The sequence below is a fragment of the Frankia gtarii genome (assembly GCF_025403375.1).
In the GTDB taxonomy this organism is placed as follows: domain Bacteria; phylum Actinomycetota; class Actinomycetes; order Frankiales; family Frankiaceae; genus Frankia; species Frankia gtarii.
Genome location: NZ_JAMPTM010000207.1, coordinates 1 through 12171, shown reverse-complemented (window position 1 = coordinate 12171; position 12171 = coordinate 1). Strand labels below are relative to the sequence as shown.

Below are 12171 nucleotides of genomic sequence, written 5' to 3'. Positions count from 1 at the left end.
CGCGACCGGCGGCGTCGACGGCAGAAAGATCGTTTCCGGCTGGCAGGACGACCAGTCCGACCCCAGCGGCAACCTGCAGGGCGCCCGGGAGCTGGTCGCCCAGAACGCCTTCGCCGTCGTCCAGTACACCGCGGTGTCCCAACAGTCGGTCGCCTACCTCGACAAGGCGGGAGTGCCGGTGATCGGCGCCGCCGACCAGCCCGGCTGGGCGTCGCACCGCAACACCTTCACCGTCACCCTGACGAGCCAGACGGGGCAGAGCACGACGACGATCGGCGACTTCGTCCGCCAGCAGGGCGGCACCAAGGCCGCGGTGGTCGTCAGCTTTCTCAGCGAGACCGCCAAGCTCTACGCGGACGGCGTGACGAAGAGCCTGCAGCACGCGGGCATCGACGCGGTCACCCAGGACGTCGACGGCACCAACGCCGCCGACGTCGCCCGCAAGCTCGTCTCCTCCGGGGCCGACACGATCATCGCCGCGGCGCCGCTCGACCTCTACACCGGGGTTCTGGACGCGGCGGTCGGCGCCGGGCACCCGTTCAAGGTCGCCGTGTCCGCCGTCAGTTATGACCCGCGTCTGCTCGCCCCCTACGGGCGGCAGCTCGCCGGCACCTACGCGTCGCTCTCCTACGCCGCGTTGGAGCGCGATCAGCCGGTCCAGCGCCGGTTCCTGCAGGCGATGGCGACCTACTCCCCGGAGGTCTCCCCGCCGGGCCAGCAGAGCGCCATCATCGGCTGGTTGAGCGCGGACCTGTTCATCCGTGGACTGAAGACCCAGCACGGCTGTCCTACCCGGGAGTCCTACATGAAGGGTCTGCGTGGGGTGACCGACTACGATGCCGACGGGATGCTGGTCAATAAGATCAATTACGCCACCGATCAGGGCCAGCTTGACCGGTGCTTCGACTTCGTCCGGGTCGCCGCAAGCGGTGACCATTTCGAGGTCGTGAGCCCGCAGCCGCTCTGCGGTCAACGCTTCGACACCGGCCAATGATCCGGGAAAGTCGGGCCCGCGCGTTGATGTGATGGAGGGGCATCGCGGCAAGGCGTCGGCGAAGATGTGGGCCGGCCGTCCGATCCGGATGGTGTGGCCTGGCGGGAGCGCGGGCGTCAAAGTGACGACCGGCGGTGTCGAGAAAACTATCCGACCGGTTATCGGTGAGGATCGAACTCGCTAGAGTTCGGGCTGGGGTGATGCTGTGGGCAGCTTTCTCGGATACGCCGTCATCAGTCTCGGGACCGGCGCGCTGTATGTCTTCGTGGCGGCGGGTCTTCTGCTGATCCACCGGGGTTCGGGGGTGCTGAACCTCGGGCAGGGCGCGCTGGTGATGTTCGCGGCCTATCTGTTCCACGAGGCCGGTGACGGGTGGGGGCTGCCGACCGCGCTCGCCGCCGCCATCGTCGTCGTGCTCACCGGGGCGGTTGCCCTGCTGTTCCACGCGGCCGTGCTGCGGCCGATGCGCCATGCCGCGCCGCTCAACCGGGTCGTCGCCACGCTGGGCCTGCTCATCGTCCTGCAGGCCGCGGTCGTGCTGGCCTTCGGCGGCCAGAGCCGCTCGGTGCCGTCGTTCCTGCCGCAGTCCGTCGTCGGGGTGTTCGGCAAGCCGGTCGGGGTGCACGTCTTCGTCCGTCTCGGCGTCGTCGTCGCCCTGGTCGTGGCGCTGTGGGCGTTCTTCCGGTACACGACCGCCGGGGCGGTGACCACCGCGGTGGCCGAGGGTCCGGCCGCGGCGGCGACCCTGGGCTGGTCGGCCGACGCCGTCGCCGGGGCCTGCTGGTTCGGCGGCGGGGTGCTCGCCGGCGTCACGGGCGTCCTGCTCGCGCCCCTGCAGAACCCGTTGTCGTCGACGAGCCTGGTCCTGCTGGTCGTCCCGGCGCTGGCGGTCGCGCTGGCCGCCGGGTTCCGCTCGTTCCCGCTCGTGGTCGTCGGCGGCCTGCTGCTGGCATTGGTCGAACTGCAGCTCCAGGTGCACCTGACCGGTCCGCACGACTGGGCGCAGGGCCTGGACAGCGCCCTGCCGGTCCTCGTGATCGTCGTGCTGCTCGTCGCGCGCGGCGCCGGCATCCCCGACCGTTCCCACCAGGCCGAGGACCGCCCACCGCTGGGCTCCGGGGCAATCAACCTGCCGGTGCTCGTCGGCGGGTTCGCCCTGCTGATGGTCCTCGTCTGGCTGGTGCTGCCCGACTCGTGGGTCAACGCGGTCGCCATCCAGTCCGGATACGCGCTGATCCTGCTGTCGCTGGTGGTCCTCGTCGGCTACGCCGGGCAGCTCTCGCTGGCCCAGAGCGCGCTCGCCGGGATCGCCGCGCTGATCGCCGGGCGCCTGGTGGCGGCCGAGGGCTGGCCGTTCGCCGCCGCGCTGCTGATCGGTGTGCTGGCCGCCACCGCCGTCGGCGTGCTGTTCGCGCTGCCGGCGCTGCGCACCCGCGGCCTGCAGCTCGCCGTCGTCACCCTGGGCCTCGGCGTCACCGTCAGCGCGATCCTGTTCCAGCGCGGCTACTCCTCACCGACCGCGGGCGGCCAGACCTCCTCGGTCTTCGGGGACGTGCTCAACCAGCAGGGCACCGTTGTCGCCACCGCCGACGCGCCGCTGCACTTTCTCGGCATCCCGGTCGACCGGACCGACGATCCGCGCGCCTACGCCACCCTGGCGCTGATCTTCCTGCTGCTCGCGGGGCTCGCGGTGTCCGCGGTGCGCCGCGGCCGCGCCGGGCGGCGGCTCATCGCGGTACGCACCAACGAGCGGGCGGCGGCGTCGCTGGGCATCAGCGTGTTCGCGGCGAAGATCTACGCCTTCGCGCTGTCCGCGGCCATCGCCGGGCTCGGCGGCGTACTGCTCGCCTTCGCCGACCGCAACATCAGCTACGACGACGGTGACTTCCTGCCGTTCACCGGCATCCTCGTCGTCGCCTACGCCGTCGTCGGCGGCGTCGGTTACATCAGCGGCGCCGGGATCGGCGCCCTGCTCGCCCCCGGCACCCTCGGCCAGCAGCTCGCCGGCTGGCTGTCCGACCGCTTCGGCGGTTCCACCGCGCTACCCCGCGTCGTCGGGGCGGTGCTCGCCGCCCTGGTCGGCTACGGGATCGGCGGGCTCGCCCGCGGCCAGGTCGAGCGGTCCCGGCAGGTGAGCTCGGCCCGGTGGTCGCGCTGGCTGCCGGCCGGCACCCTGGTCGTCCTCGCGGCCCTCGGCGTGCTGTTCGGTTCCCGGCTCACCGACTGGCTGCGCGAGTTCGACCGCTACCTGCCGCTGATCGGCGGGATCATCCTGCTGCTCGTGCTGATCCGCTCCGGTGGGACCGGCCTCGCCGGTGGCCTCGCCGGCCGGGCCCGGCTGCCGCTGCCCGGTTCGGTTGCCGCCCGGCTCGGGCGCCCCGCTGCCGTCGCCGTCGCCGTCGCCGCTGATGTCGCTGCCGTCGCTGCCGTCGCTGATGTCGCTGCCGTCGCTGATGCTGCTGCAGTCGCCACCGATGCGTCGACGGGCGCTGGGTCCGTCGCAGCGGGGGCTGGCGCGGATTCGGCGGGGCCGCAGGTGGCGCAGCAGGTTGAGACGGTTGAGACGACCGAGGTGGTTGTGACGGCCGAGATGGTTGTGACGACCGAGGCGGTCGAGGAGCCGCTGCGGGTTCGTCCGGCGACGCTGACCGTCGAGGGCATCACGGTGCGCTGGGGCGGGGTCGTCGCCGTCGACGGCGTCGGGTTCGAGGTGGCGCCGGGCACCGTCGTCGGGCTCATCGGGCCCAACGGCGCCGGCAAGACGACGATCGTCGACGCCATCACCGGGTACGCGCCGACGGCGGCGGGCACCGTCCGGGTGGGCGACACCGGCCTGGACGGACTGCCCGCGCATCGCCGGGTACGGGCCGGGGTGAGTCGGTCGTTCCAGAACCTCGAACTGTTCGAGGACCTCACCGTCGCGGAGAACCTGCGGGCCGCCAGCGACCCACGCGACCTCGCCGCCTACATCACCGGGCTGGTCTGGCCGGGTAACCGGCCGCTGAGCGCACCGGCCCGGGCCGCGGTCCGCGAGTTCGGTCTGGCCGACACGCTCGACACCCAGGTGTCGGCGCTGTCCTACGGGCGTCGGCGGCTGGTGGCCATCGCCCGCGCCGTCGCCACCGCGCCGTCCGTGCTGCTCCTCGACGAGCCGGCCGCCGGGCTCGACGAGCACGAGAGCGCCGAGCTCGCCGCCCTCGTGCGCCGCCTGGCGGACGAGTGGGGGATCGCCGTCCTGCTCATCGAGCACGACATGCCCTTCGTCATGGGGGTCTGCGACCGTCTGGTGGTCCTCGAGTTCGGCCGCAAGATCGCCGAAGGGGTGCCGGCGGACATCCAGGCCGATCCCGCGGTGATTGCCGCCTACCTCGGCACCCCCGACGAGCCGGCTGCCGACGAGCCGGCCGGCGACCAGGCGGGCAACGACGCCGTGACCGTCTCGGCCGGTAAGCCGCAGGCGACTGCCACGGCGGAGAAGGACGAGCCGGCGGTGCCGCAGCAGCCCGTCGAGCCCGCGGGTGCCGTGCAGGACGAGCCGGCTACGGCGAACGAGTCGGCTGACGCGGCTGTGCCGGACGTAGTGGCCGTGCCGGTCGTGGCAGACGAATCGGCCGTCGCGGATGTGTCGGCCGAGCCGGCTACGGCGGATGAGTCAGCTGTCACGGATGTGCTGGTGGCGGCGGGTGAATCGGTCGTGGTGGACGAGCCCGTGGTGGTGGGCGAGCCGGCTGCGGCTGAGACCGCGGTGGAGGACCGGGCGGGCGACGACACCGCGGCTGTCGTGGGTGAGGATGCGCCAGGCGAGCCGGCCGCGGGCGGGGCCGCCGAGGACGCCCCGGCCGAGGATCCGTCAACCGATGATCCGCCCACCGCGGAAGCGGCCGTGGGCGAGGCGGCGGCGATGCCGCCGGTGGCTGGAGGTGCCAGGTGAGTGTCGTCGGATGCCGCCAGCTCGCTGTCGGGTACGGCGCCGGACCCGTGGTGTCCGGGCTCGACCTCGAGGTGGCCCGCGGGGAGGTGGTGGCGTTGCTCGGGCCGAACGGGGCCGGCAAGACCACCACGTTGATGGCACTGGCCGGGGCCTTGACCCCCAGCGATGGAATCGTCACCTGGCAGGGTGAGCCGACGACGGCGCCGATGCACCGGCGGGCCCGCCAGGGCCTCGGTGTCGTGCTGGAGGAACGGGCCGTCACCCCGTCGCTGACCGTCCGTCAGAACCTGCGCATCGGCGGGGTGGACCCGCAGTCCGTGCAGGCCGACTTCCCCGAGCTCACCGAGCATCTCGACCGCCGCGCCGGCCTGCTCTCCGGCGGCCAGCAGCAGCTGCTCACCCTCGCCCGGGTGCTGGCCCGCCGACCGGTGGCGCTGCTCGCCGACGAGCTCTCGCTCGGTCTCGCGCCGCAGGTGGTGGCCCGCCTGCTCGGCGCGATCCGCGCCGCCGCCGACGACGGGCTCGCCGTGCTGCTCGTCGAGCAGCACGTCCGCGCGGCGCTGCGTGTCGCCGACCGGGCCGTGGTGCTCAGCCGTGGACGGATCCGCTGGTCGGGGCCGGCAGCCGAGGCCCGCGCGGACCCGACGCTCGTCGAGCAGGGCTACCTGACCTGATCCCGTCTGCCAGCCCGGCTCCGTCTGCGGTCCGACCCCGCCTACCCGAGTGAGCCAGCCCGCCCGCGCCGCCGTTTCCCACCGGGGGCGCGCCACCGGGTGCCCGTCCTGTCCGTGCCCGGGCGGGACGCTCCGACCGATCCTGGAGGAACAGCCAGATGCCAGACGACACCGCGGGCGCGGCGGCGCCCGCCTACGGCGGCCACGGCCTGCGGGCCAACACGCTGGACTGGGTCGAGTTCGAACGCCAGCGGGCCGAGGATCCCCGGGCCTACTTCTCCCGGCTGCGGGCGCAGTGCCCGGTGGACTACGACGAGGGGCACGAGGGCTGGATCCAGATCCTGCGCCGCTCCGACATCGACGCGGTCCTGCGCAATCCCGAGGTGTTCTCCAACCTCATCCCCGAGCTGATGAACAGCCCGCTGCCGGCCATCCCGATGGGTGTCGACCCGCCCGACCACGCCAAGTACCGGCGCATCCTCGACCCCCTGTTCTCCCCGCGGCGGATGGCCGTGCTGGAGGCCGAGGTCGTCGCGAACACGGTCCGTACGATCGAGGGCTTCCTCGACACCGGTGCCTGCGACTTCGCCACCGACCTCGCCGTCCCGCTGCCCTGCTCGGTGTTTCTCACCCTGTTCGGGCTGCCGCAGTCGGACCTGCCGGCCCTGCTGCACATGAAGGACGCGATTATCCGCCCGGAGTCGCTCGCCGACGACCCGGAAGAGATCACCCGCATCCAGACCGAAGCCGGTACGCAGGTTTTCACGCTGTTCGGGACGGTGCTCGCGCAGCGGCGCGCCGAGCCCCGCGACGACCTCATCACCGAGCTGCTCAAGGCCGAGATCGAGGGCCGGCCGCTGACCGAGCCGGAACTGCTCGGGATCTGTTTCATGCTCATGATGGCCGGGCTGGACACCGTCACCATCAGCCTCACCTGCATCCTCGCCTACCTGCTGGAGCATCCCGAGGCGCGGCGCTCGATCGTCGCCGACCCGGCGACGATCCCGACCGTCGTCGAGGAGCTGCTGCGCTGGGAGACGCCGGTGATGGCCGTCCCGCGGATCGTCACCCGGGACACCGAGATCGCCGGCTGCCCGATCAAGAAGGGGGAGATGGTCCACGCCATGCTGGCGTCGGGCAACCTCGACCCGGACGCGGACCCGCGCGCCGGCATCGTCGACCTCGACCGCGACGACAAGCGGCACCTGGCCTTCGGCGGCGGTCCGCACCGCTGCCTGGGCTCCCACCTGGCCCGGATGGAGCTGCGCACCGTGGTGCGTGAGTGGCACCGGCTCATCCCCGAGTACTCCCTGGCACCGGGGGCGAGCATCACCTGGAACGGCAACACCCTGCGCGGCCTGGACTCGCTTGCGCTGAGCTGGCCGACGGCCGGGGCACAGGCATGAAGCTCGAGATCGACGCCACCCGCTGCCAGGGGCACGGGCGATGCTACGACCTCGCCCCCGAGCTGTTCACCGACGACGACAGCGGCTACGGCGAGGTGACCGTCCCGGACGTGCCGGCCGACCGGGTGGAGCTGGCCCGGCGGGCGGCGGAGTCGTGCCCGGAACGGGCCGTGCTGCTCGACGGGGTGTGAGTGTCCCGACCGCCGAGCCCGGCCGGCCCCGCGGGGGTCGGCCGGTGGGACGACGGCGGACGGATGGACGGATGGGGGCACGAGTGTGAGTGGGTTCGGGCGAGAGATGAGGAAGACAATGCGGTCCAGAAGCGCGATGGCGGCGCTGGCGGTGGGGGTCACGCTGGCCCTGGCCGCGTGTGGTTCGTCGGACACGACGGGAAACACGACGGGGAAGTCGACACCGGCACCGGCAACGGCAGGCCCGAAGGGCAGCCCGGTGAAGCTGATGTCCATCGTGCCGCTGACGACGCCGACGACGAACTTCCCGGAGCAGGCCGGGGCGGCGAAGGCCGCCGTGCGCGCGCTGAACAAGCGCGGCGGCATCAACGGCCATCTCGTGCAGATCGACGTGTGCGACTCGAAGAACGACCAGGCGGCCGGCGAGGCCTGCGCGCGCAAGGCGGTGAACGGCAAGTATCTCGCCGTCGTCTCCGCCTTCAGCACCGCGGGCGGCATCAACGCCATCCTGGAGAAGGGCGGGATCCCCAGCATCGGCAGCTCCGGGGTCGCCGGTGACGGTTCGGATCTCACCTCGAAGATCAGCTTCGTCTACCAGCCGGCGTCGACGTACTCCGAGGCGGCCTGCCCGCAGCTGCTCAAGGACTCCGCCAAGATCAGCAAGTTGGGTGTCGTCAACTACGACATCGCCGCAGCCTCCCGCCTCGGGGTGCTGGCCGGGCTCGGCGGCAAGGCCGCCGGTGTCGGCACCCAGGAGATCAAGGTGGCGCCTACGACAAGTGACTACGCCCCGATCGTGGCCCGGGTCACCGACGCCGGCGCGCAGGGTGTCACGACGGGCCTGGCCGAGCCCAGCGCCATCAGCCTCATCCAGGCCGGCGGGGACAAACTGAGCTACTGCAACGCCGCGGGCACCATCTCGGACGCGAACCTGGTCAAGCTCGGGCCCGCCGCGAAGAACTTCTACGCCGTCGGCGCCTTCCCGCTGTTCAACCAGAGCGCCAAGTACCCGGAGCTGACCCGGTTGCAGTCCGAGCTCGACGCGGACTTCGCGGCGGGTGACAAGGACGCGGCGAAGAAGCTGCGCCACGTCACCTCCACCATCGGCGGCTGGCTGGCCGTGCAGATCGTCGAGCAGGTCGGCAAGAAGGTCACCGGCGACCTCACCGCCAAGTCCCTGCTCGCGCAGCTCACCAAGACCAAGGGCCTGAACGTGCAGCTGGTCCCGCCGTTGGACTTCACCAAGACCAACGCGGTTCCCGGCCTGACCCGGCTGTTCAACAACACGCTGCTGGGCCAGCGGTGGGACCCGGCGAAGAAGACCTTCTACGCCACCGGCAAGACCTACGACGGCCAGAAGATCCTCGCCGCCGGCGCGAAGTGATCGTCCCGCCGGGTCCCGTCCGCGGGACCCGGCGGTAGCCGGCCGCGTCCGGCGCGCCCCTGGGCCGGGCCGACCCCTGTAGTGGGGATCGGTCCGGCCCTTCGGCGTTCGCGGCGCCCATCGGCGTTCGCGGCGCAGGTTCAGGACGCTGGCGCCGATTCAGGACGTCGGCGCGGGGGCCGGCGGCTGTGGGGCGGGCACGCCGTGGGCGAGCAGGAACGTGCGCACGCCGGCCTGGACGGCGCGGCGCACGATCTCGTCCGCCACCGGCCGGGTGCCGTTCTCGGTCAGCTCGGGGATCTGCGCGTTGATCAGCGCGAAGAACTGGCGGGCGGCGAGCGCCGGGTCCGCGACGTGCAGCAGCCCGGCGTTGCCGAGCATCGCCAGCCGCCCGGTGAGCGCGTCGAGGATCGGGTCGCCGGCTTTCTCCCGCACGGTTCGGGAGATCTCGGGATCGCGGGCGGACTCGGCGGCGATCATGCGGGCCAGGAACATCGAGCACGTGCTGCGCTGGCACTCCACCAGCTGCACGCCCACCTCGTACAGGCTCGCCTGCCAGCCCGCGGGGGAGACGTCGAGGGTCTGCAGCACGCGCAGCGCCTCGCCGTTCTGCTCGACGGCGGAGTCCGCCACCGACTCGCGGAACAGCTGTTCCTTGCCGCCGAAGTAGCTGTAGACGGTTGGCTTGGACACCCCGGCGGCGGCGGCGATCGCGTCCACGCTCGCCCGCTCGTAGCCCAGGGTGCCGAAGATCGGTGCCGCGGCGTTGAGGATGGCCCGGCGCTTGTCGACCCCGCGTTGCCGTCCTGCCATGGGGCCTCACCCTCGCCTCGTGCACCACCGCCGCCGTCCTGTCCTTACTGTAGGCCGTCCTGTCCTTACTAAACCGTGTAGTTTAGTATCGTCTCATGGACGTAAAGGAAGAAGTCTCCGTGGGGCCTGCCGCCTCGACGCCCGCGGCAGGGGTGCGCACCGGCCCGGCGCTGGTCGCGCTCGCCGGCGCGGCGTGGCTCGCCGTGCTCGACGGCACCGTCGTCGCCGTCGCCCTCGGCCCGCTGGCCGACGCCTTCGGCACCCCCCTGACCACCGTCGTGTGGGTGACGATCGCCTACCTGCTCGCCGCGGCGACGGCGCTGCCGCTGCTGGGCTGGGCGAGCGCCCGTTTCGGCGGGCGCGCGGTGTTCCTCACCGGCCTCGGCCTGTTCCTGCTCGGCTCGGCACTGTGCGCGCTGGCCCGCTCGCCGGGGATGCTCATCGGCCTGCGGGTCGTGCAGGGATTCGGCGGCGGCCTGCTCGAACCGAGCGCGATGACCCTGACCGCGGCGCTGGCCACCCGGGAGTCGATGGGCCGGATGCTCGGCGTCATGTCCACGGTCGTCAACGTCGCGCCGGCGGGCGGTCCGATCCTCGGTGGCCTGCTGCTGCAGACCGGCCACTGGCAGTGGCTGTTCGTGGTCAACATTCCGCTCGGGCTGCTCGTCGGCGCCGCCGCCCTGGCCTACGTCCCCGCCGGCCGGCCTGATCCGGCGGCCCGGCGCCCCGGTGCCGACCTGCGCGGACTCGCCCTGCTCACCGCCGGCTACCTCGGCGTGCTGTTCGCGGTCACCCGGGCCGGCGAGCAGGGTGGCGGCTGGCCGGCCCTCGCCGCCGCGGCGGCCGGGATCGTCCTGCTCGCCGCCTACGTCCGCCACGCGTTCACCACGACCGTCACCCCCGCGCTCGACCTGCGGCTGCTGCGCCGGCCCGGTTTCGCCGCCAGCGTCGCCGTGATGGGCCTGGTCGGACTGATCATGTACGGGCAGATCAACGCGCTGCCGGTGGTCGGCCTCGAACAGCACGGCCTGCACGGCCTCGACCAGGGGCTGCTGGTCTGCGCCCTCGGGCTCGGGCTGCTGGTGTCGATGACGACCGGCGGGCGGATCAGCGACCGCCTCGGCGCCCGCGCCCTCGTGCGCGCCGGTGCCGCCACCACCGCCACGCTGCTCGCCACCTTCGCCGCGACCGGCGAGCACCTTCCGCTCGCCGCCGCGGCCGCGCTGTTCGTCGCCGTCGGGCTGAGCTTCGGCCTCACCGCCGCGCCGACGGTGGCCAGCCTGTACCGCACGCTGCCGCCGGCCGAGCAGCCGCAGGGCACCACCTCGGTGTTCATGACGCTGCAGCTCGCCGCGTCGCTGGGCGTCGCCCTGCTGAGCCTGCTGCACTCGCGCGCCGGCACCGACTGGGTGGCGCTGCTGTTCGCCCTGTTGGCCGTCGCCGCCGCCGGCATCGGCCTGCTCGCCACCCGACTACCCGGCCGACCCGCCTGACCCGGCCGACCCGCCTGCCTTGCCTGCCTCGCTGCCGGCGACCCGGCGGGTGTGCACATCGCCCTCACATCCGCCGGGTCCTACGATCGACCCATGCGGGTCCTGGTCGTGGAGGACGAGGTGCGCACCGCCGCGGTGCTGCGCCGGGGCCTCGTCGAGGAGGGATACGCCGTCGACGTCGTCGGCGACGGGATCGACGCCGTCTGGCGGGCCACCGAGATCGCCTACGACGCGATCGTCCTCGACCTGATGCTGCCCGGCATCGACGGCTTCGAGGTGTGCCGCCGGCTGCGCGCCGGCCACCGCTGGGCGCCGGTGCTCATGCTCACCGCCCGCGTCGACGTCGACGACCGCATCCGCGGCCTGGACGCCGGCGCCGACGACTACCTGCCCAAACCGTTCAGCTTCGGCGAGCTCACCGCCCGGCTGCGCGCGCTGGTCCGCCGCGGCGCGGTGCACCGGCCCGTCGTGCTGCGCGTCGGCGCGGTGGAACTCGACCCGGCCGGCCACCGGGCCTGGCGCGACGGGGCGCCCGTGGACCTGTCCGCGAAGGAGTTCGCCCTGCTGCACCTGCTGCTGTGCCACCCCGACGAGGTGCTCACCCGTACCTACATCACCGAGCACGTCTGGGACGACGCCTTCGACGCCACGTCCAACATCGTCGACCAGTACGTCCGCTACCTGCGCCGCAAGATCGACCGGGTGGGTGCCCCCTCCCTCATCGAGACCGTCCGGGGCGTCGGCTACCGACTGTGCGTTCCGACCGACCCGCCCCGACCTGCGCCGTCCGCTGCCGCCGTGCCGTCCGCTGCCGCCGTGCCGCCGGCGGCCGGCGGCCGAACGTAGCCCGGCGTGCCGCTGCGAGTCCGGTTGACCCTGTTGTTCGCGTTCGGCACCGCGCTGGTCCTCCTGCTCGCCGGGTCCCTGTTCTACCTGCTGCTGCGGGCGAATCTGCGCGACGCCGTCGACACGGATCTGCGCACCCGGGCGGACGTGCTCAGCGTGCGCCTCACCGACCGGTTCGCCGCCGGCGCCATGCCCTCCGGACGTCCCGGCGGGAACGCGACGTCGCTGCTCGCCGGGAGTGGTTCGATCGCGCAGGTCCTCACCCCCGCCGGGCAGACGATCGCCTCCTCCGACGACGCCGGAACCCGCCCGCTGCTGACCGGCGACGAGCTCGCCCGGGCGCGCTCCCGGCCGCTGTGGATCAGAGGCGGCGAGGCGGGCCGGGCCCACGGCGTCGGCCAGGCCCGCCTGTACGCGATCCCGGTGCGCGCCGCCACCC

Annotated in this window: 9 protein-coding genes and 1 pseudogene; 9 read left to right on the top strand and 1 reads right to left on the bottom strand. The window is 72.9% G+C overall.

The window, feature by feature from the left end; genetic code table 11:
- The 6 genes from NBZ83_RS23740 to NBZ83_RS23715 form a co-directional block, all read left to right on the top strand.
- On the top strand, nucleotides 1-994 hold a 994-nt coding region (locus tag NBZ83_RS23740), incomplete at its 5' end, for an ABC transporter substrate-binding protein (protein WP_261575825.1).
- A gap of 205 nt (nucleotides 995-1199) precedes the next feature.
- Nucleotides 1200-4925: an ABC transporter permease subunit gene (locus NBZ83_RS23735; protein WP_261575824.1), complete on the top strand. Its 3726-nt coding sequence runs from the start codon at nucleotides 1200-1202 to the stop codon at nucleotides 4923-4925.
- Nucleotides 4922-5599, top strand: a complete 678-nt coding sequence (locus NBZ83_RS23730; protein WP_261567659.1) for an ABC transporter ATP-binding protein — start codon at nucleotides 4922-4924, stop codon at nucleotides 5597-5599. Before NBZ83_RS23735 ends, NBZ83_RS23730 begins: the two co-directional genes overlap by 4 nt.
- 158 nt (nucleotides 5600-5757) lie before the next feature.
- A complete protein-coding gene (locus NBZ83_RS23725) occupies nucleotides 5758-7005 on the top strand; it encodes a cytochrome P450 (protein ID WP_261567658.1) in 1248 nt (415 codons plus the stop codon).
- Nucleotides 7002-7196 carry a ferredoxin gene (locus tag NBZ83_RS23720; RefSeq protein WP_261567657.1) on the top strand — a complete coding sequence of 65 codons (195 nt, stop codon included), beginning with the start codon at nucleotides 7002-7004 and terminating at the stop codon, nucleotides 7194-7196. The genes NBZ83_RS23725 and NBZ83_RS23720 overlap by 4 nt, the downstream gene beginning before the upstream one ends.
- A gap of 118 nt (nucleotides 7197-7314) precedes the next feature.
- Nucleotides 7315-8580: an ABC transporter substrate-binding protein gene (locus NBZ83_RS23715; protein ID WP_261567656.1), complete on the top strand. Its 1266-nt coding sequence runs from the start codon at nucleotides 7315-7317 to the stop codon at nucleotides 8578-8580.
- Nucleotides 8581-8739: 159 nt separating this feature from the next.
- Here the strand turns inward: NBZ83_RS23715 and NBZ83_RS23710 are convergent, their stop codons facing one another.
- Nucleotides 8740-9393 carry a TetR/AcrR family transcriptional regulator gene (locus tag NBZ83_RS23710; protein ID WP_261575823.1) on the bottom strand — a complete coding sequence of 218 codons (654 nt, stop codon included), beginning with the start codon at nucleotides 9391-9393 and terminating at the stop codon, nucleotides 8740-8742.
- 95 nt (nucleotides 9394-9488) lie between these two features.
- On the opposite strand from NBZ83_RS23710, the gene NBZ83_RS23705 reads away from it, so the two are divergent.
- From NBZ83_RS23705 to NBZ83_RS23695, 3 genes and pseudogenes are all read left to right on the top strand, one after another.
- On the top strand, nucleotides 9489-10886 hold the full coding sequence (locus NBZ83_RS23705) for an MFS transporter (RefSeq protein WP_261575822.1): 1398 nt from the start codon (nucleotides 9489-9491) through the stop codon (nucleotides 10884-10886).
- Between the two features lie 93 nt (nucleotides 10887-10979).
- The gene (locus NBZ83_RS23700; RefSeq protein ID WP_261567653.1) at nucleotides 10980-11732 is read left to right on the top strand and encodes a response regulator transcription factor; all 753 of its coding nucleotides are present in this window, start codon (nucleotides 10980-10982) and stop codon (nucleotides 11730-11732) included.
- A gap of 6 nt (nucleotides 11733-11738) precedes the next feature.
- Nucleotides 11739-12171 (top strand): annotated as a pseudogene (locus tag NBZ83_RS23695) (two-component sensor histidine kinase); the annotation flags it as partial.